At 48.0% G+C, this 21,994-nt stretch carries 16 protein-coding genes; all 16 read left to right on the forward strand.

What is annotated here, in order from left to right; genetic code table 11:
- Positions 1–1,038 (forward strand): stage II sporulation protein D (gene spoIID, locus PLA01S_RS30770; protein WP_371860476.1); only part of this gene is annotated, 1,038 nt, incomplete at its 5' end.
- Positions 1,039–1,098: 60 nt separating this feature from the next.
- A complete protein-coding gene (locus tag PLA01S_RS30775; RefSeq protein WP_127596334.1) occupies positions 1,099–1,836 on the forward strand; it encodes a M23 family metallopeptidase in 738 nt (245 codons plus the stop codon).
- Positions 1,837–2,099: 263 nt separating this feature from the next.
- Positions 2,100–2,384, forward strand: coding sequence for a sporulation transcriptional regulator SpoIIID (gene spoIIID, locus PLA01S_RS30780; protein ID WP_009594246.1), 285 nt, complete (start codon positions 2,100–2,102; stop codon positions 2,382–2,384).
- A gap of 196 nt (positions 2,385–2,580) precedes the next feature.
- Positions 2,581–3,579, forward strand: a complete 999-nt coding sequence (locus tag PLA01S_RS30785; protein ID WP_100541351.1) for a rod shape-determining protein — start codon at positions 2,581–2,583, stop codon at positions 3,577–3,579.
- Between the two features lie 278 nt (positions 3,580–3,857).
- The gene (locus PLA01S_RS30790) at positions 3,858–4,739 is read left to right on the forward strand and encodes a flagellar hook-basal body protein (RefSeq protein WP_127596337.1); all 882 of its coding nucleotides are present in this window, start codon (positions 3,858–3,860) and stop codon (positions 4,737–4,739) included.
- A 61-nt stretch (positions 4,740–4,800) separates the two neighbouring features.
- Positions 4,801–5,625, forward strand: a complete 825-nt coding sequence (locus PLA01S_RS30795) for a flagellar hook-basal body protein (protein ID WP_127596340.1) — start codon at positions 4,801–4,803, stop codon at positions 5,623–5,625.
- A gap of 9 nt (positions 5,626–5,634) precedes the next feature.
- On the forward strand, positions 5,635–5,835 hold the full coding sequence (locus PLA01S_RS30800; RefSeq protein ID WP_009594210.1) for a DNA-directed RNA polymerase subunit beta: 201 nt from the start codon (positions 5,635–5,637) through the stop codon (positions 5,833–5,835).
- Between the two features lie 503 nt (positions 5,836–6,338).
- Entirely contained in the window at positions 6,339–6,770 is a 432-nt protein-coding gene (gene fabZ / locus PLA01S_RS30805; protein WP_007133270.1) for a 3-hydroxyacyl-ACP dehydratase FabZ, read from the forward strand.
- Between the two features lie 45 nt (positions 6,771–6,815).
- Entirely contained in the window at positions 6,816–8,534 is a 1,719-nt protein-coding gene (locus PLA01S_RS30810; RefSeq protein WP_127596343.1) for a phospho-sugar mutase, read from the forward strand.
- A gap of 119 nt (positions 8,535–8,653) precedes the next feature.
- The gene (locus tag PLA01S_RS30815) at positions 8,654–10,672 is read left to right on the forward strand and encodes a DUF5693 family protein (protein WP_127596346.1); all 2,019 of its coding nucleotides are present in this window, start codon (positions 8,654–8,656) and stop codon (positions 10,670–10,672) included.
- On the forward strand, positions 10,648–11,892 hold the full coding sequence (csaB, locus tag PLA01S_RS30820; protein ID WP_127596349.1) for a polysaccharide pyruvyl transferase CsaB: 1,245 nt from the start codon (positions 10,648–10,650) through the stop codon (positions 11,890–11,892). Before PLA01S_RS30815 ends, csaB begins: the two co-directional genes overlap by 25 nt.
- 5 nt (positions 11,893–11,897) lie before the next feature.
- A complete protein-coding gene (locus tag PLA01S_RS30825; protein ID WP_127596352.1) occupies positions 11,898–12,656 on the forward strand; it encodes a WecB/TagA/CpsF family glycosyltransferase in 759 nt (252 codons plus the stop codon).
- A gap of 113 nt (positions 12,657–12,769) precedes the next feature.
- Entirely contained in the window at positions 12,770–13,894 is a 1,125-nt protein-coding gene (locus tag PLA01S_RS30830) for a glycosyltransferase family 4 protein (RefSeq protein WP_127596355.1), read from the forward strand.
- 217 nt (positions 13,895–14,111) lie between these two features.
- Positions 14,112–17,750 (forward strand): S-layer homology domain-containing protein, encoded by a 3,639-nt coding sequence (locus tag PLA01S_RS30835; protein WP_127596357.1) that lies wholly within the window; start codon positions 14,112–14,114, stop codon positions 17,748–17,750.
- A 251-nt stretch (positions 17,751–18,001) separates the two neighbouring features.
- Positions 18,002–18,346 carry a hypothetical protein gene (locus PLA01S_RS30840; RefSeq protein WP_127596360.1) on the forward strand — a complete coding sequence of 115 codons (345 nt, stop codon included), beginning with the start codon at positions 18,002–18,004 and terminating at the stop codon, positions 18,344–18,346.
- 368 nt (positions 18,347–18,714) lie between these two features.
- Entirely contained in the window at positions 18,715–21,915 is a 3,201-nt protein-coding gene (locus PLA01S_RS30845; protein WP_127596363.1) for an S-layer homology domain-containing protein, read from the forward strand.
- Positions 21,916–21,994: the final 79 nt, after the last annotated feature.

Below are 21,994 nucleotides of genomic sequence, written 5' to 3' on the forward strand. Positions count from 1 at the left end.
GTGCGGGTGCACCCCGCCGTCTGGGCGGTGGCGGTGCTGCTGGCCTTGGCGCTGGCGCTGCCTCTGCTGGTGGTTGCCCCAGGCAACAACGCACCAGAGCCGCTGCCGCCCGGGCCGGCTCCGCTGCCTTCCGCCGAGCCGCAGGCGGCGGAAGAGCCCACGGTATCCGTCTATGTAACCAAGACGGATACCGTGGAGGAGCTGCCGCTGGAACTATACCTCGTCGGCGTCCTGGCCGCCGAGATGCCGGCGGAGTTCCAACTGGAGGCGCTCAAGGCCCAGGCCATCGCGGCACGAACCTATATCGTGCAGCGGCTGGCGTCCGGCGACCGCAGCGGCGTGCCGGACGGCAAGGCCCTGGTGACCGACACGGTCAGTCACCAGGCCTATATCGCCCAAGACGAGCTGACGAAGGAATGGCAGCGGCTGGGGAAGGAAGCCGAGCTGGCGAAGCTTCAGCAGGCGGTAAAGGAAACGGCAGGTTTGGTAATGACGTATGAGGGTAAGCCGATTACGGCTTCTTTTTTCTCCACCAGTAACGGATATACCGAAAATTCAGAGGATTATTGGAAGAACGAGATTCCCTACCTGCGCAGTGTGGAGAGTCCATGGGATAAACAGATTTCACCAAAGTACAAGACAACAATCACGATGCCCCGTTCGGAGTTCATAGGAAAGCTGGGCTTGGCGGATGGAGCCGTACCGGTATCGGCAGGCGGGAATGGAGGGGACTCTTTTTTGAAAGTACTCTCGTATACCCAAGGCCATCGCATTGAGAGCGTACGGGTCGGCGGCAAGAAGTTCACCGGTCGCGAGGTGAGAGAGAAGCTGGGGCTTCGGTCCAGCCAATTCACCCTTCATATGAAAGACGGCGAGATTGAGATAACGACCTACGGCAACGGCCACGGCGTGGGCATGAGTCAATACGGAGCAGAGGGCATGGCCCGTGAAGGATATGAAGCGAAAGAGATTTTGGAGCACTATTATACGAATATTTCTTTTGACAAAACTTCAAATCTTCTCTCTTCAAAAAAATAATAGTGAGATTACGTATAAAAGAGTTGACCCCGGTAACAATGGTTACTGAGGTGATTGCAAATGAATGAACAGAACAAAAATAGTAAACCCCACGAAGAAACTCCTAAAACTGTGCAAGGAGATTCGGCGGTACCGTCATCTTCGTGGAAGAAAGCATTATCCAAACGGTGGGTGTTCCCGGCAGCATACTTAGCAGCAGCGGCAATTATACTAACCCTCGTGTGGGTCTACCAGGACGCCAGCCAAAAAACGCTGGAGCCACAAGGGGAAACAACGGTATCGGAATCAGTGCAAGGTTCAGAGAAACCTGCTGCAACCGAAGGCAATGACGGAGAAGCTGTAGAAGTGACGGCTAATGCGCAATCGATGATCTGGCCGGTAGCGGACGACGTGGCAGTGAGCATCGTCAAACCTTACTTTGACGAGACGAACCCGGAAACGCATCAAGAGGCGATGGTGCAATATAACGACACCTTTACGCCGAATCTGGGAATCGACTTGGCCGCTGCGGATGACACGATGTTTGAAGTTCGTGCCGCACTGACAGGTAAAGTGACCCGGGTCGAGAATCATCCGGTTAACGGCAACGTTGTGGAAATTACGTCGGGTGACACGAAAACCGTGTACCAAAGCTTGAACGAAGTGAAAGTGAAGGAAGGCGCTGAAGTGAAGCAGGGCGATTCCATCGCGACTGCCGGACGCAGTGAGCTTGAGAAGGATCTCGGCAACCACGTGCACTTCGAAGTGTACGAGGGCGGGAAACTGGTCAACCCTGTGAGCGTGCTTCCGCAAAAATAATTTCATTTCTTTGTAGCCATGCGCCCACCGCGCACTTGAAGAGGGCAGGATCTTATGATCCTGTCTTTTTTTTATTGCGGATTTGGACGGCAAGTCCAACCCTTGCTGCGCCTTGTTTTATGGACATTTTAGACTTATCCGCCACCAGCATGTCCAGAAAATAAATGGGTCCAAGTAAGCTTGTCAGTCCTTGAAACCGCGAATATCCCGTCACGCTCCTCATATAATGTACCAAACTATCCACACAGTAGGGAGGCGGGAGCGTGCACGATTACATCAAAGAGCGGACCATTAAGATCGGACGCTGTATCGTGGAAACGAGGCATACGGTTCGAACTATAGCCAAAGAATTTGGCGTGTCGAAGAGCACGGTGCATAAGGACTTAACCGAACGTCTGCCGGAGATCAACCCGGACCTGGCGGATCAGGTGAAGCACATTCTCGAATACCACAAATCCATCCGCCATCTGAGAGGCGGGGAAGCTACCAAGATCAAGTACAAAAAAACCGGCAGCAACCGCGAACCGGTGGCCACGGCGAAATCCTGATTTTTTAGGGCTTTGGTCGCTAGATTGACATTGAATCCCTCCCCTAAAGTATGATATGTTAAAAGCTGGTATAGGATCGAAATATGGGACCTGTTTTGCCGAAGATCATCATCGATTGCTAGATTATGTCGAAGAATGGTTCGGTACAGCGAACAGACTCTTTTACCATAAAATAACACTTTGGGGGCTTTTCATGATGTTGAGCAAGGATATTGGAATCGATCTCGGAACGGCGAACGTGCTCATTCACGTAAAGGGGAAGGGGGTAGTGTTAGACGAACCTTCCGTTGTCACTATTGAGACCGACACCAAACGAGTCCTTGCCGTCGGTGAGGAAGCACGGCGCATGGTCGGGCGTACTCCCGGCAACATTACGGCGATCCGCCCGCTGAGGGACGGGGTCATCGCCGACTTCGAAATTACGGAAGCAATGCTGAAGTACTTTATTGATCGCGTGGGTGCGCGCAGTTGGCACAGCCGGCCCCGAATCCTCATCTGTGCACCGACGAACATTACTTCGGTAGAGCAGAAGGCGATCCGGGAAGCGGCTGAGCGCAGCGGCGCAAGGGATGTGTTCCTGGAAGAAGAACCGAAGGCAGCGGCAATTGGCGCAGGGATGGATATTTTCCAACCGAGCGGTAACATGGTTGTGGACATCGGGGGCGGCACCACGGATGTGGCCGTCCTGTCCATGGGCGATGTCGTCACCGCTTCTTCGATTAAAATGGCAGGGGACAAGTTCGACGAAGCGATTACAAAGTACGTGAAGCAAAAATATAAATTACTGATCGGGGAACGGACGGCAGAAGATTTGAAGATGGCGATCGGAACGGTTCGTCCAGGTGGTAGACAAGCTGAGATGGATATTCGCGGACGCGATATGGTATCGGGACTGCCGTTTACCGTAACGGTGTCTTCCGCAGAAGTACAGGAAGCTCTATGGGATCCGGTGTCATCGATCGTACTCGCAGCCAAATCCGTATTGGAGCGGACGCCGCCGGAGCTGTCGGCGGACATTATCGATCGCGGCGTCATATTGACAGGCGGCGGCGCACTGCTTCATGGTTTGGACGAGCTGTTGACGGACGAGCTGCGGGTGCCGGTGCTTGTTGCGGAGGATCCGATGCACTGTGTGGTTAAGGGAACGGGAATTATGCTGGATAATTTGGACAAGGTCGTAAAGAAAAAGTTCTAACCTTCCGATATAGATGATAGGAACGTGATATTTGATTTTAAATCTGTATCCATACAATGCATACGATGCAGCTACATAAGTCTGCAGTATACAATGGTCATGTTGAACAGCAGCGAAGAGGACGGAATTGTATTGGAAAAACGGAGTGGTCGCCTTTGATTTCGGATTTCAACATTTGAGAAGTTCTAACGAGAAATCCGAAAACAACAGCGATTGGAAATACAATCCGTCAGCGAAGCGGCCATTCATGGATCTATTTTGGAAGGGAAGTGCCTTCATTGTTAAGAGGTCTATATACAGCAGCTTCAGGGATGATGACCCAGGAGCAGCGACATAATACGGTGACGCAGAACATTGCTAACGTCAACACGACAGGCTATAAGGCAACGAACAGCGTACAGCGTTCGTTCCCCGAAGTGCTTGTCTCCATGATCGGCGGCAATGATTCGACGAATGCGGGACGGAAGCTGGGCAAGTTCAACACCGGTGTTTACGCTGAGGAGAGTATATCGCTTTATACTGAAGGCGCGCTCCGGGAAACAGGCAAGACAACAGACTTTGCGCTGGTATCCTCTTTTACGGTACAGAATCCGGCAACGGGCCAACCTTATCCGTTTGATGCATCCGGCAGATACGTGGATGAGAACGGCGAGGTGATCTACCGGCCGGAAGGTTTTTTTACGGTTCAGAATGAGAATGGGGATATCCGTTACACCCGTAACGGCAGCTTCCGGGTTAGCCCCGAAGGCAACCTGTTGAGCGAGAGCGGCTATCAGGTTCTGGATAACAATAACAGACCGATTGTATTGACAGGTCCGGCGAGTGACTTTACAGTGAATGAGCAAGGAGAAATCATGGACGCAGCTGGCAGAGGGACAGGCATCATCCTTGGCGTCAGCATCGTGAGCCAGCCTCATGGACTGATTCGTGAAGGTCATGGCGTGTTCCGTATGGCTGATCCGGACGGGGAAGTGCGGTTTATGGCACCCGGTGATAACGGAGTCATCCGTCAGGGATTTATTGAGGGGTCCAACGTGGATCCAACGCAATCGATGGTGGAATTGACCGCTGCGCTGCGCGCGTATGAAACGAACCAAAAAATCGTTCAGTATTACGACAGAACGCTGGAGAAGGCGGTCAATGAGATCGGCCGAGTCTAAGCTGTGTAAGTAAGTAGGCAGCAGCAGCTGTATGAAAATGTGAGCCCACGGGAGGTAAGTGATGAACAACTCGATGATTAGCGCCATGGTGTCGATGAATGCCCTCCAGCAGCGGTTGGATGTCATTGCGGACAATATAGCAAACGCCAATACGGCTGGTTATAAGAAAAAGGAGGCTTCCTTTGAAGATGTGCTGACGCAGGTTCAGCAGCATCACAAGGACTTCGACCGGACGGGCCGTGCGACACCGCTTGGCTATACACTCGGGTATGGCATGAGACTATCTTCCGTTGTGCAGAACATGGAGCAGGGAGCCATGAAGGAAACCGGAAATCCACTCGATCTGATGATTGATGGAGAAGCCATGTTTGCCGTTCAGGGAGATGGCGCGATTGGATATACCCGCGAAGGCGGATTTCATGTATCTCCGGATGCCCGTAATCCAGACAACCTGCTGCTGGTCAATTCACAAGGCTATCCAGTACTTGACGTGAACAATAATCCAATCTCGCTTCCGGCCAAAGGGAAAGTTGCCATTAACGAGAAGGGGCAGATTATCGTGGAGACCCCCACGGGTCGTACGGCTCCTTATGCAACCTTGAAGCTGGTCGAGCTTGAGCGTCCGGAGGGCTTAGTCGCTGTCGGCGATAACCTGTTTGTCGTAGGAAACGGCTTGACGGAAGGCGATGTGTTCGATTTGACACCGGCGGCTCCGGGCGAGCCTCTTAAATCGAAGGTGCTTTCCGGATTTGTCGAACAATCGAATGTCAATTTGACCGATGAAATGACCAAAATGATGGAAGTACAGCGGGCCTACCAGCTGACGGCACGCGCGCTTAGTTCAAGCGATACCATGATGAACCTTGCCAACACAATGCGAGGGTAGGTGGGCATCATGAGTGAATCAAACGCCAAGAAACGTTCCAAGACATCCGGATGGAAAATCGCTGTCCGCATCATGATTCCTGTATTGCTCGTATTGGCATTATTCGGAGGCATGGTCTTCGGATATGTTGTCCTCGGCGATCAGGAGCTCAGTGAAGTGTTTGAATGGGGCACATGGAAGCATGTTTTTGATTTGATTTTCGCACCGTGACGAGAGGTCAGGGTGAACACAATGTCTTGTGATAAGATGCCAAACTCCCTTTAAGGGAGTTTTCTTTTTTTGGGGTTAAACGGTATAATGGGATGGGACTTGCGTATTAACTTTGTCATTTCATGACAATGGACGGATGTATATAAAATAACCCCACAAAGTGGAGCCTATGCTGCGATGCTTATTCCAAATACTTTGCGGGGACCCCAAAAAACTTATAAAAGGGCCCTCTCCTCGTACACAAGTGTCCGGTAGGAGAAAGCCCCTTATCTAAAACCTTCACTTCTGCAGCGGTGAAGGATATCCATCATTTTTTCCGCAGATCCTTCTTTTTATGCATATGATCTGAAATTCGTTAAGAAAACCTCAAGAGAAAGCATGATACAGCCGTAAATAATACCTCCCGCGGCTTGAGAAAGCGGCACAGCGGCAGCAAATGGAATGAACAACCCTTTTCAAACGCTGTGCTTGGCGGGTACCTACATAAGGAGGATTTTAATACTATGTTGAACATCAAACAGATTCAAGAAATTATTCCCCATCGTCCCCCGTTTTTGCTGGTCGATAAGATTGTGGAGATTGAGGACGGCAAACGAGCGGTCGGCATCAAGAACGTGACGATCAATGAACCTTTTTTTGTCGGCCATTTCCCTGAATATGCCGTTATGCCGGGAGTCCTGATTGTAGAAGCTTTGGCGCAAGTCGGTGCTGTCGCGATTCTTAATGTAGAGAGCAACCGGGGAAAGCTCGGCTTTTTGGCGGGCATTGACGGTTTCCGTTTCCGTGGGCAAGTGGTACCGGGAGATACGCTGCGGCTGGAAGTCGAGATCATTCGCTTGAAGGGCATGATTGGTAAAGGGAAAGCAACCGCAACGGTGGATGGACGTGTAGTTGCCGAGGGAGAGATTATGTTTGCTCTCGCGGATAAGGAGTAACGATCAGACTATTCTTGTTTGGATGAGGAAGGGAGACTTTTTTTCATGTCAGAGATGAGTCAGAGAACAATCGATACGGTACAACGTTGGTTGAATGATCCTTATGTAGATGAGGAGACGAAACAGGAACTGCGTTCACTCGAGCACGACACCCAAGAGCTAGAGGAACGGTTTTATCGTGATCTGGAATTTGGAACGGGTGGTCTGCGCGGCGTTATTGGTGCAGGCAGCAACCGGATTAATAAATATACGGTAGGTCGCGCAACGCAAGGCTTTGCACAATATATTCTGGAGGCTCATGGCACCGCAGAGGGGAAGCCATCTGTCGTTATTGCCCATGATTCCCGGCATTTCTCGCCGGAATTTGCGTTAGAGGCTGCTTTGGTTTTGGCTGGAAACGGGATTGTAGCGAAGCTGTATCCTTCCTTGCGTTCAACGCCGCAATTGTCATTCAGCGTTCGTCACTTGGGTGCTACCGGGGGGATTGTCATCACGGCAAGCCATAATCCGCCGGAATATAACGGTTATAAGGTGTACAACCGTGAAGGCGGCCAGTTGGTGCCGGACGAGGCAGAGAACGTGATTGCCCGGATACAGGAGGTGGATTCCTTCTCCGCGGTCAAGAGGCTGTCTCAGGCTGACGCAGAGGCTCAAGGCCTGCTGGTGTGGCTGGGCGAAGCGGAAGACCAGGCTTTTGCGGATACAGTGGCGAATGTCAGCGTGAATCGGGATCTTATCGCATCCAAGCTTGGCGAGGATATCCAAATCGTATTTACGCCTCTCCATGGGACAGGACAAGAACCCGTAGAGCGCGTGCTTAAGAGCATCGGCTTTAAGCATATTCATGTCGTTCCTGAGCAAGCAGAGCCGGATGGCAACTTCTCCACCGTCAAATCTCCCAATCCGGAGGAGCGGGAAGCTTTCACGCTCGCGATGAAGCTTGGTGAGAAAGTAGGGGCTGACATTTTGATCGGGACGGATCCCGATGCGGATCGCATGGGGGCTGTTGTGAAGAACAGCCAGGGCGAATACGTTGTGCTGACAGGCAATCAATCCGGCGCGATTATGATCCACTATTTGCTGGGGCAATTGAAGGAAGCGGGTAAGCTGCCTAAAAATGGTGCGGTTATCAAGACGATCGTAACGAGTGAGATGGGAGCGGCGATTGCCGAGCATTATGGTGCCACCGTCTTGAATACATTGACGGGCTTCAAATATATTGGTGAGAAAATGACCCAGTTCGAGGAGTCCGGCAGCCATACGTATCTGTTTGGTTATGAGGAGAGTTACGGCTATTTGGCAGGCAATTATGCCCGCGACAAGGATGCCGTACTGGCCTCGATGCTGATATGCGAAGCCGCCGCCTATTATAAAGGACAAGGCAAGACGCTGTACGATGTGCTCCAGGAGCTGTACGAGCAGTTTGGTTATTTCCTCGAGACGCTGGAGTCCCGGACGCTCAAAGGCAAGGATGGCGTCGCCCAGATTCAAGCCAAGATGTCCGATTGGCGCGACAATCCACCCGGGGAAGTCGGAGGCGTGTCGGTTAAGCAGGTGCTGGATTATGCGGAAGGCCTGGACGGATTGCCAAAGGAAAATGTGTTGAAGTATTTGCTAGAAGACGGATCTTGGTTCTGCCTGAGACCTTCGGGTACCGAGCCGAAGATCAAAGTGTATTTTGCCGTACGCGGTGAATCTCTCGCCGATGCAAAGGCCAAAATTCAATCGCTCTCGGATCAAGTCATGGCCCGGGTAGACGCTTAACAATAGATACATTTAATGAGAGAAGAGAACGAAGGGAATTTACGATGGTTGCTGCAAGGCTCAATAGGGCTGTTGCCCTCCATCGTAAATTTCCATAGGTTCGATGAGGAGGTACTTTCGTGGTTCAGAATTGGAAACGCTGGAACACAGCAGCCCGCAAGTGGCTGTGGATTCTGGTTGTTCTTGGCGTTGCAGCGGCCCTGCCGGTAGGTTATGACCGACTGCAAACAGAATCAACATCAAAGAATGTAGAGCTGGTGTTTGATTATCGGGATTTGTTGGATGTCGCGGCGTATCAATCCAAGCCGCAGGATTTTGTATCTGAGCAGCTGGATCGCCTGAAAGAAGCTGGCGTAATCAGTATGGCGCTTTATGAAAGCACACTGGACGAGCTGGTGAAATCGCGGCGAATATCGGTATATGACGGGCAGCAGGTCGCTGATCTGACAGGTACGACGGTCTCCCCGAACGAGAATTTTACGTATGTTTCATTCCTGAACGAGGAAAGCGCGACTTTAATTAAACCCATTATCGAAGAAACCTACACAAGATTGGGTATTCCGGTAAGATCCTGGCAGTTCGATCGTGGAGTGGACGGGTTGGTGCTGGAAACTCCGCGTTCCAATGCGGTTATTAAACCGCTGTCTCCAGACCCGATTACCATTGGCATGCTGCGGGAGAAGGGCTTTAACATAGTGCCGCGTCTGTCGGACAGTCTTCCGTATGACCAAGCCTATATGGAAAAGCTGATGGCGTACTTCGCGGAAAACGGCGTAAAACGAATTTTGTTTGAAGGTGATTCCGCAAGAGGCTTCAACGATAATGCAGATTTGAAAAGCTTGGATTCCTTTGGCGAGCTTTTGAACCAACATGGTATCGGCCTCGTAGCGATTGAGAATATCAAGCGTCCGCAAAAAGGATTTACGAAGCTTGCCTATTTAACAGATTACAATGTAACCCGTATTTATTCCTTAAGCGAGCGGGATGCTAATCTGGAACCTGAGGTTATTGGGGAGCGTTTTGCTCTGGCTTCCAAAGACCGTAACATTCGAATGTTCTATTTAAACGCGGAGCCGAGCCGGGATATGACCAAAGCGTCCGTTACCCACCCGCTGGATAATCTGATTGACAGTTTAACAGGTTCGGGTCAGGCCATTAAACAGATCGAGGACAATGGTTTCACCATGGGTCCTGCAGAGCCGTTTAAGGTGACCGACTCTTCCTTGCAGCGTTACTTCAAGCTTGGGGCTGTCGTTGGAGCTGTAGCTCTGATTTCGCTCATGATTTCCTATTACATTCCGTTCCTTACCATTGCCGCTTTCCTGATCGGGCTTTTGGGCAGTGCGGGATTGTATGTCCTGAAGCCGACATTGCTTGAACAGGCCTTGGCTTTATTTGCTGCAATCAGTGCTCCAACGGTTGCCGTCATATTGGCCATCCGCAAAGTCAATGAAACGCAGCAAAGCATACCGGAGATGAGTTCTGGCAGAAGAGTGACCCATTCGATCGTATTATTGGTAAAGACCACGATTTTGTCGCTCGCAGCTGTACCGATCGTTGTGGCGTTATTGAACAATGTAACCTATATGCTCGTTCTGGATCAGTTCCGAGGCGTAAGCTTGCTGGCAGCAGCTCCGATTGCGCTTATTGCGATCTACGTGGTTCTGTACCGCGGTGGATCGACGTATAGCTCAATCCTCAAATTGCTTAAAGCACCGATCTCACTGACATGGGTCATCGCAGCTGGTATTGTAGCTATTGTCGGTTGGTACTATCTCACCCGTACAGGTAATGCAGGTTCTGTGTCTTCGATCGAAATGACATTCCGTACATTCCTGGAAAATACGTTTGGCGTACGTCCGCGTAACAAGGAGTTCTTGTTGGCTCATCCAATGATGGTACTCGGCGTGTTCCTGTCATTTAAATACCGTCATGCCGTTTATCTGCTTATTATCGGGGTCATGGGGCAGCTGTCGATGGTCGGAACATTCACGCATATTCACACGCCACTCTATATTTCGGCCATTCGCGTTGTACTGGGTCTTGGACTCGGTCTGATTATCGGATTGATCGCGATATTGGTATGGCAAGTGGCAGAAAGGATCTGGAAACGATGGTCTCCACTTCTAAGACAATAGTCATTTCCGGATATTACGGATTTAAAAATAGCGGTGACGAAGCGGTCCTAAAATCGATTCTGACCGCGCTGGAGCAAGAAGGCAAGGCAGCGGGGATTGTGATCAATCCCGTTGTTCTTTCCATTGATCCCGAATGGACCTCAGCGGTTTATGGGGTAAAGTCTGTACACCGGATGAAGCTGGGAGAAGTTCGACAGGCAATCAAGGATAGTGACGGCTTGATCAGCGGCGGCGGAAGCTTGCTGCAGGATGCTACCAGCCCGAAGACGATCCCGTATTACCTGGGCGTTCTCAAGATCGCGCAGTGGATTGGTAAACCGACGTTTATTTATGCGCAGGGCGTAGGTCCGGTCAACCGTAAGCTGTTTTATCCGATGATTCGCTCGATCTTCCGTAAATGCACCTACATCTCGGTGCGTGACATTCAGTCAGGCGAACTGCTTCAGGCGATGGGAATATCAGAGGAAGCTATTCACGTCGTACCCGATCCGGTGATGGGCTTGCCGCTGCTGGAAGGCGGGGGTGTTCATATTGATTCTAACCCGGGATCGGCGCTTGAAGAGAACGATGTTGCATCAGTTTCTTCTATAGAAGATCATCGTGATTCTTCCGAAGAACCTTTAGCTGGGTCTTCGTTATCCAATCGCGAGACAGAAGGGGAAGGTTCACTGCCGGTCATTGGGATTTCGGTTCGATATTGGCATTCGGAACGCAAAGAGTTGAAAGCTGTTGCGGAAGGTTTAAAGGCATTGGCCGCACAACGTCCGGTACATCTTCGTTTTCTCCCTTTTCATCAGCCGGATGATCTTGAGGCTTCGCAGTTTATTGCTAGTGGCATTGGCGATATTTCCAAGAATGGTTCTAAAGTCAGTTTTTATCGTGATGAGAAGCAGCCGCAGGACATGCTGCGAGAGGTTAGCCGTTGTGATATGATATTGGGCATGCGTCTGCATAGCCTGATCTATGCTGCGAATCAGCGTGTGCCGCTGCTCGGAATTTCCTATGATCCGAAAATCAATCACTTTTTGAAGCGGCTGGGCAGCGAACCTGTGGGAAGCAGTGAATCCCTTGACGCAGATACGTTAAAGGATCGAATGCTGAAGCTGCTGGACGATGCAGCGGAATGGAAAGCGGAGCACGGTGAGCAGATTACCGTATTGAAACAAGAGGCTGCTATGCCTGCACGCCACATTGCCCAATATTTACGCCATAGAGGATGATAAACATGAAACAGACCTATCCATTTCCTACCGTATCGGTGTTCGAGATTCCTTTTTCCAAGCTCAGTATGAAAGATACGGTGAAATTCCTGACAGAGGCTGTTCAGTCGGGGCAGCCCCACCATGTCATAACAGCAAATCCGATCATGGTGATGACGGCCGTCAACCATCCGGAATATAAACAGATGATGCAAAGTGCTGAAATTATCGTTCCGGATGGGACGGGGATCGTCTGGGCCGCCAGTGTGGGCGGCGAACCGCTGGAGGGGCGCGTTACCGGCTTTGAGCTGCTACATGAATTGTTGAAGGTCGGGGAAACCTATAGATGGAAGTTCTTTCTGCTTGGAACCACTGCCGAAGTGATTCAGGAAGCTGCCGAAAGGTTACAAATGCAATATCCGGCTGCGATTATATGCGGCTACCGGGACGGTTTTTTTGGACCTGATGAAGATGCCGACGTGATCGAGCAGATTCGGGCAGCTTCCCCGGATATTTTGTTTGTCGCCCGTGGTGCGGACAACCAAGAGCCTTGGATTGCCCAGCATAAACAAGCGCTTCAAGTTCCGGTTGTTATGGGAGTCGGGGGATCTTTCGATATTATCTCCGGCAAACTGAAGCGGGCACCGAAAGTATTCCAAAAGCTGCGTCTCGAGTGGTTTTACCGCCTTCTGAAGGAGCCCACCCGTTACAAAAGAATGCTTGCGCTGCCGAAATTCGTAGTGAAAGTGCTGCGCGAGAAAGAAAACGTAACGAAATCGAGCTAAATGGCTCATTTCTGTGGGGGAAATCCGGGATTTCACCGGAAATTGGTATTGGTTTTTGGACCCGAAGGGAGTATAATTCAACCGGTAGACAATATTGGGGGTCGAATGATTACATGTTAATGATATACATCATCGGGTTTATCGTATCGCTGACGCTCGCCCTGCTCTTAACGCCGCTTGTGAAGAAGTTTGCCGTTAAGGTTGGTGCCGTTGACGTTCCAAATGCCCGCAAGGTTCATACCCGGATCATGCCCCGACTCGGGGGACTCGGCATCTATCTGGCTTTTATTCTTGGACTGATTGCAGTTCTTCCTTTTCTTCCGGATAGCCTGTCGCCTCGCGATGCCAACTTTATGAAGGCATTTCTGATCGGCGGTTCCATGATCGTATTGATCGGAGCCTTGGATGATCGATTTGAACTTTCGGCCAAAGTGAAGTTTTTGGCGCAAATTGCAGCTGCTTGCGTAGTTGTATTCGGATTTAATATTACCGTGGACTTTGTAAATATACCGTTCCAGGACCGATACTCCATGCTGGAGAGCTGGGTATCGATTCCACTGACAATCTTCTGGATTGTCGGCGTAACCAACGCGATTAATCTCATTGACGGACTCGATGGACTTGCAGCTGGTGTATCGGGCATTGCAATCGGCACGATTCTGGTCATGGCCGTTTTGATGGGCAACACCACCGTAGCCCTGCTATGTCTGCTGCTGCTCGGCAGCATTATCGGGTTCCTGTTCTTCAACTTCCATCCGGCCAAGATTTTCATGGGGGATACGGGCTCGTTATTCCTTGGATTCTGCTTGGCCATGCTCTCTCTGCTTGGATTTAAACAGATTGCGATTGTATCCTTTATTACGCCGCTGATCATTATCGGCGTTCCGCTGTCTGATACGTTTTTCGCGATCATCCGTCGTAAAATCCAGAAGAAACCGATCTTCGCTCCGGACAAGGGGCATCTGCATCACTGTCTGCGCGAGCTTGGATTTAGTCACCGTCAGACGGTGTTGATCATTTACGTGATTGCCGCGTTTTTCGGCGTACTGGCCGTCATCCAATCTTCGGCTGCCATGTATGAAGCGAACTGGGTAACCTTTGTCGTCATCTGCGTCATGATGTGTTTCATGCAGATCGGTGCTGAAATCATCGGACTGGTCGGCAAGACCAAACGGCCGATTCTGGGTCTGATCAACCGGATGCGAATGAAGGCAAACCCCGAAAGCCGCACCAAATAGAACTTATTCTTTTTCATCATGCGTCCGGAATGGACATGCCAGCCTCACCCAAAAAGGGTGAGGCTTTTTTGTGATTTTTTCTAAATAATTGAATGTTTGGGGCCGATATATGAACTATGCGCTAGAACCAATCTGTCAGTGAAAGCGAGGGGACCCAGTGAACGACGTAACACCCAAAACGGACGCCAACGTCCGAATGATCAAGGAGGCACAACCGTTGAAGAAAAATTTCCGTACAATAGCAAGCCTGTTATTGGCCATTGCTATGTTCTTTTCCCTAATTCCGGCATTACCGGCTTCAGCTGCGAATGGAGCCTTGTATTTTCACTTTTCCAATCTAAGTACGGACCCGAATTCCCCAACACCTGAGAACCGGAATTCGATTACGGTTTCGGGTACCTACAACGGCATTAACCCGAATACCATCTCGTATGAGATTAAACGCTTTGATGACACAACCACGGGCGGAACAGGTGTCAAGCCGATTCTGGACGAAGCAGCGAACACGTTCCAATTCCTGAATGTCCAATTGAATCAGGGCGTGAACAAAATCATCGTGTCGGGTATGAGCACGCAAGGTCAGCAGATGAGTGCCACGGCTTATGTCAAATTCTCCGATGTACCGGCTGTTTATGAAGTAGCGCTCAGTGATGGACGTGTCCTGGAAGAGAATGCTTCCAAGCCGGTCGTCGTTACCACGCAGACGGTTAGTATCTCGGTAAAAGCAACCAATGGCTCAAAAGGCGTGACCGTTAACGGGATGGCCATGTATCCGGGCGGTGGCGATACGTATTACTCCGCAGGGATCCAATTGCAGAAGGGTGTCAACGATCTGGTGATCGTCGTTAACTCGGAATCGAAAACCCAGACCATTAATAGACAGGTTGTCTATCATCCGACAGGCTCCTTGACGGTCAATCAACTGCAGATCGGTAACACCAAGATCGATGGGCAGACCGTTGTAACCGGTAATGTGAACGGCGTCATCTCCGGTTATGTTATCATGGATGCTCCTCCGGCTGGTACGCCAGCGGTGCCGCCAACTCTCGAAGTATCCGTATTTCCGACAGGATCCACGGTGCCAATCATGAGTTCACAGGCAACCGTAGGCGCAGCAAGCGTCCTGGGTAACAGCTTGATGTATCCTTTTACAACCACTGGCTCGGTTAGCATCACACAGAGCGGGGAGTATTTTGTTTACACGAAGGACACTACTACTGGCTTCGACGTGAAAAATCCTTTTACTTATCGTGATGTCAATGCGCCTACAATCAAGCAGGTGTATCAACTTTACGGTGTAACAGAGAGCGGGGGAACGGTATCGGCTACCTCCCAGTCCATTTTTCCAAGCGGTAACGACACCGTTCTTAACGAATTGCCGATCTACTTAATGGTGGAACAAGTGAACGCAGGTGATGTTGAGATTGAATCGAGCAAGGGCGGCGGCACGATTGCCCAGAAACTTACCTATAATGGCAACACGGTTTTCAAAATCACGAATTTGCCTTCTGGACAACAAAACCTGATCATCAAGGTCAGCAATGCATCGGGCGTCTCCGATACCAAGGTGATACCGGTAACGTTCCTGTCCTCCACTTATATTGATATTTATCATTTGTATAACAATCAGGTGTTTAAGAATAGTACAGATTTCAATCAAGTAACGGGTCGCATTGTTAACTACACGGGAACATCCGGACTTACCATTTCCCTGAATGGTAACACTCGTGATTTGACAGTGAACGGAAATGGTGAGTTCAGCTTTACAGATACAACGTTTCTGCAGCTGATTCCAGGTCCGAATACGTTGGTGGTTGCTGACAAGAGCGGAAAAATCTCGACAAAGCTAACTCTGTTGTATTTTAGCGATACGCGTTCGGTAATCAAGAACATGATTCCATTCCCGGTTGGTTCCGCAACAGAATCCGATCCGGATGGATTGTTCAGAGAAACGGCTGAGAATGCTTATAACACATATGAAAAGGCTCTGGGTCTTCGCTTTGAGGTGGAATACACCGACGAGATTACGGTGAACCTTAGTCATCCTACGCCATCCATCTTTGCAGTCTTTACAAAAGACAACACAGGAACTTGGACGCTCTCTGGCGGTGCACTGAAGACGCAATTGGATGCCATTAATCAAGCGGATCACAGCCTGTACTATTCCATTGTCAATGGAGCCAACTCCAGCTCTGCCCGCGTTGTGTTTAAAGAGCTGGCACTTCCTGAGGTAGGATTGCAGGCAATCAGCATCGGTTCTCGTTATCAGTCTGTTACGACTACAGATACCATTGAGATTACGCGTGAGCGTGCGCCTTACGAAGTCCTTTCTCCTAGACTTCCTAACGAAGGTGTTTTGAAACAGAACTTTGTAGAGGTAAGCATCAAGGCTGAAGGAGCTGACTCCATTCTGATTGGCAAAACGCCAATGGTGAAATCCGAGATCAGCGACATATTCCGTCTTGAAGTCAAGAACTTGAAAAATGGCAAGAACACCATCAAGTTCACGATCGAACAAGGAGCCAAAAAGACAAGCGGGCAATTCGTTGTAACGTACACGGATGATGCAACCGAAGGCTCTCAGTTTAAAACGAATATTTCGAAGTCAGGTAAAGTTAAAGTGTTTAAGGGTGATTTGTCTCTTTCCTTGCCGAAAGGCACGGTGCTTCAACAGGCAAAATCAAGTCCGAATGCAGAAGTGCCTACGATCAATCTGCTTGGTGAGCATGACATCCTGTTTGGTATTGCCAACCAGATCGATGGACGTACGATTAAAGCCTATAACCGGATCGGCGAAATCGAGAACGGGGTAGAAATGGATGGACGTCTGTCCCTGATTCCAGGGGATAACAACAATGCGTTCCGTTTCACTCCGGCAGCCCATTATGGCTATTCATCACCTCTTTACTGGCTGGATGCGGGTTCGCTTAATGCATACAGCAGCAACGTAGAGGACTTTAATGTAAAAGCAGCAGCGCATCCGTACGCCAAAGGGAATGAATTCCATCAACGCTTGATTCCGCAGAACTGGATGGAATTGTCCCAAAAAGGTACGATAACCTTGAAATATGATTCCGCACTGGTGAACTCGGCTTCCAGCAACCTGGGGATTTGGTGGTACAACCCGTCCCAAGGAACTTGGATCAACATTGGCGGCAAGGTAGATGCCAAGAAGAAAACCATTACGGCTCCATTTAAAGGCTTTGGTTATTATGCAGTTAAATCCTTGCGTTATAGCTACTCCGATGCAATCTCGCATAAGACGGCACGTAACGATATTGAATTGATGCTGGCAAGAGGATACATGAAGGCATCCAAGACGGATGCATTCGGCGTGTATGATCCAATGACTCGCGGTGAACTAGCTACTATTATAGTGAAGCTGCTGGATATTCCGTTGGATTATGATACCGATAAGAACAAGCTTACTTTTGATGACATTTATCAAGAAAGTGTAGTCAACAGCATGCAGTGGGATTACCGTTACATTGAGACAGCGGCCAGAAAAGGGATCATTCGCGGCATTGCGCCACGAAGCTTTGCTCCTAATATGGAACTGACTCGCGAAGAAGCGGCTAACATGATTGCACGCGCACTGAACCTGAAGATGGGTGAAATCGAAAAAGATAAAGCAGCGCTTCAGAAGCAGTTCGAAGATGTCGGCAAAATCAAATCGAATTATTCTTACCCAGCCATTCTTGCTGTAAGTAAGGCCGGTATCATCACTGGAGTTGCCAACAGCTTGAAAGAGGGTGAGAAGAAACCGACGTATAACTTCAACCCGGATGCTGTTCTGAATCGTGCAGATACGGCGACGATCGTGAAACGCATGATGAACAAACTCAAAATGCTGTAGGCTATATAAATAAGAAGAAACGGTAGGACAAAGGGAACGAGAGCAGAAGCCTAATTTCTGATGGCTGTGCTCTCGTTTTCTCATGTGTAAATTAAGATGGATAAGGTTATATATAACATAATTAACAAGATCTTAAGGATGGTATTATGGACCAAGAAACCGTTTACCAATATCTAATGTTTTGTAATTTCATGTAGAATACGCTACAATAGCGGAAGCACATACTATTTTTAGAGGGTGAAGATGAATTTATGAAGCCGATATTATCAAAAGCGCAGCTCGACTACATGAAGGCGAAGACCAAGTTCGAGGAAAAAGCCAAAGTGATGGAGAAGAAGATTGAGCTGGCTCGTGCCGCTCATGATGAGATAACTCAGGAAGTCATGGAGGGACTCGTTGTTGAGACAGGCTTTCATGATTCATTTAACGAAATGACAGCGGCAGAGAATGCGTTGATCCAGTGGTCTCATACAACAATAAAACATGACAAAACATATCGTACGAATAAAGCGGAGATTGATATGATGTACGAAACACTGCATAGCAATCCAGAGATGCGTGCACGAATTATCCAGCTTGCTATGAAGATTCGCTAGTATTCTACAAAGGGCGCCCACAGGGCGTCTTTTTTTGTTGTCGTAATATGTAATGTACCCAATGTTATGCGGATCGAAAATGATTTCGAAAATATTTTTAAAAAAACTTTGCAACAACCGCAACTTTTTGAGAAATCAAACGTTTATAATGTAGAACCCAATGAGGAACCCAAGATTATCCGAAACAAGAAACTTGTCTATTAATTAGAAAAATGTTCTTTACGGAGTATGGGACTCGTTGTATAATACCTAGGTAGGATTAGGAATCTATTCTAGTTTGTAGTGTTCTCTCGTTAACAAGATTCTGTGATATCGTCACAGACATCATTTATGATTTATGCTCAACTCGGGAAAGGAGGTGCAGGACAATGAGTGATAAGAGCTACCAAATTAAAGAAAACAATCAAGTGATGATTCAAGGAGGAGAAAAAAAGGTTATGAAGAAAATTTTATCCGTAGCACTGTCTACAGCAATGGCATTCTCCATGTTTGCTTCTGTTGCATTCGGTGACGATGCGCTTAACACACAACAGAAATTTGATGTACTGAAAGAAAAAGGTATCTTCACTGGCTATCCAGATGGAACTGCTGGTCTTGACAAAGAAATGACTCGCGCTGAGTTCGCGAAAGTTTTGGTAGGCATCATGGGTCTTGAGCCAATCCAAGGCAAAGCGTCTTTCAAAGACAAAAACTACAAAGCTGACAAATGGCCAGCTCCTTATGTAGAAGCAGTATACGCTGCAGGTATCATGGAAGGTAAAAACCTGACGAAAATGATCTTCGACTTCAACGGTAAAATCACCGTTCAAGAAATGGCGAAGGTTCTCGTTACTGCTCAAAAACTTGAAGTTCCAACAGAAACGAACAACAACGCTTCTGACTGGGCTAAAGGTTATGTGCAAGCAGCAATCAACGCTGGTTTGGTAGATGCTAAAACAAACCCTAAAGCTAACGCTTCCCGTTCCCAATTGGTTGAAGTTGCTTACACAATCTACTTGTCGCAACAAAAACCAAAAGTGGTTTCTTATGATGTAACTGAGAGCGGTAAAGTTGTAACTTTCAAACTTGCTAACAACGAAAGCGTGAAAGTTGAACTGGAAACTCCTCTGAAAGCTAACACTGCAACTGAAGTGAAATTCACACATAACAACTACGAGTACACTGAAAGTGTAACTTGGGTAGTAACGTCTGCTACTAAAGTTGAATCCGCAACTTCCACTAACTTGAAAGAAGTTGACGTTGTATTCGACGGTAAAGTTGACAAAGCGTCTGCTACTGACAAAAACAACTATGTCATCGATTCCAACTCTAAAGGAATCAAATCCATTACTGTATTGGAAGATGGCAAAACTGCACGTATCCTGTTGAACGAATCCAGCAAATTCGTACAAGGAACAACATACAAGATTGTTGTGAAGAATGTTAAAGGCGAACAAGGCTCCACAATCCCACAAGGTGAAGTGTCCTTCTCTTCGTCCGACAACACACTGCCAACAGTATCTGAAGTAAAAGGTCTTGGAACTAAAGTTATCAAGGTAACATTCTCTGAGCCTGTTGTCGCTCCAACTAGCAGCAACTTCCAATTGGATGACAAAGCGTTTGTTGGTTCCGTAACACAAGGTGAGAACAAAAGAGAAGTGATCTTGAAAAACTACACAGGCGAACTCTCTGTTGGTACGCACAAACTGACTGCTTCCCTGGTTGAGGACTATGCCGGTCTGAAGTCTTTGGCTGATACTAAAGAATTCACAGTTGCAGTAGACAATGAAGGACCAAAAGTTACTGAAATTTCCGCTACTTTGGAAAAAGTAACTGTAACTTTTGATGAAGAAATCGATCCGGATTCCGTTAAAGAAGAAAGCTTCTACTGGAAGTCTGGCGACAGCAAGAAAAAAGGAAAAGCAACTCAAATCGCTGCAAACGTATATGAAATAGATTTCACTGCTAATCGTTTGCCAGGATATGAAACTTCCTTGTTTGTTGAAGTTAAAGATTACTCCGGTAACGCAAACGCTGTTAAAGAACATAAAGTTACTGCAAGCGTTGACTTGACTCGTCCTCATGTTCTTGAAGCTACCTATGGTGTTGAAAGAAATGATGCACTGACTGTACGTTTTGACAAAGCTGTTAAAGCTGCGGACATTAAGTACTACACAGTTAAAAAAGGCGACAAAACAATTTCTGTAAAACAAGTTGTGCCTGCTGATTCTTCCAACAAAATTTTCAATGTATACTTCTTTAATAACCTTGAAGCTGGCACTTACAGCTTGAAGATTAAAGATGTTGAAGACATGACTGCATTGAGAAACGTAATGGACGAATACAACGGTTCGTTCGAAGCTGTTGATGTAACCAACCCAAGTATTTCCAAAGTTGATTACAACGAAGCAAATCGCAAGGTTGCCTTGCATTTCGGAAGAGAAATGGATCTTTCGAAGGTTAGAGAAAAAGGTAACTACTATATCGAATTCACAAAGAATGGTGGAACTACTCAAAGAATCGCTCTGCCTAACGAAGTGATTGTTGATGCAGTTAATAATGGCAAATCCGTAGTTCTTCAGTTCCCAGAGTACATTAACGGAACAAAAGTTACATTTGGTCCAAATGGATCTGTATCCAAAGTGTTTGCATTTGGTCTCACATCCAAAACTGGCCAAGTCGTTAACTGGGATCCTGTAAGTTTGGGACAAAAAGCACAGAACGAATTGAGATTGTTGGGAGCAAAATTAACTGATGCTAGAACAGTTGAACTTGAGTTCAACCAAGTAATTGCACGTGCTAGCGCTGGTGATTTCCTGATCAATGGTTCTTACCCAGCCACTGTAACTTATGATGAGAACAAAGTGACTTTGAAAGCTAGCTCCGATATTACAGGCGGCGGCGTTACCTTGTTTGCAAACAACTCGATTGAAACATACTCTAACAACAAGACTAACTATGCTAACAATGTTGACATGACTCTTAACATTACTGCAGCACCAAGAGTAACTGGAGTTTCTGCAAGAAATGTAGATAAGTTTACAGTTACCTTCTCAACTTATGTTCAATCGAAGTATGAAGCAACAGGAACTGATATGAGAAATGATCTTGAGCTTAAAGATCTTTCAACTAATGAGCTCATTCCAGTGGGCGATTACACCACACAAAATGTGGAGGGCACAGTTCAAGTTACTCTTGATGCAAAATACCGAAACGTACCAGTTTCAGTAAAAGTGAAAGAGAACGCTCAGTACATTATTGCCCGTGACACTAGAACTGCTGCTGCTAAATCCGATGAGTATAGAGTTGAAGCATCTTCTCAAGCACCAAACGGAGTGGCAATCACCAGTGCTAGCTACAATAAGGAAACAGGTTTTGTGACTGTTACCTTGGATAAGAATGTAGCTAACGTTGATAAAGTTACCATTGGTGGCACCGACAACTATCCAGTTGTTTTCACAGCTAATACTTCCAAATTCGAAGTAAATGTTGGTAAAGATAACAATGTTGCAGGCCATTACTTGACTGCAGACGTTACTTACAACAATGCAACAACTAACCTTAACACTTATGTTAATAGTGCGAAGTAATAAAACCTATTAGGTTTTGACACACCGGGGGACATTATGTTCTCCGGTGTGTTTTTGTTTTCAAGATTAACTAAATCCA

It is taken from the genome of Paenibacillus lautus NBRC 15380 (assembly GCF_004000945.1).
Classification (GTDB): domain Bacteria; phylum Bacillota; class Bacilli; order Paenibacillales; family Paenibacillaceae; genus Paenibacillus_AQ; species Paenibacillus_AQ lautus.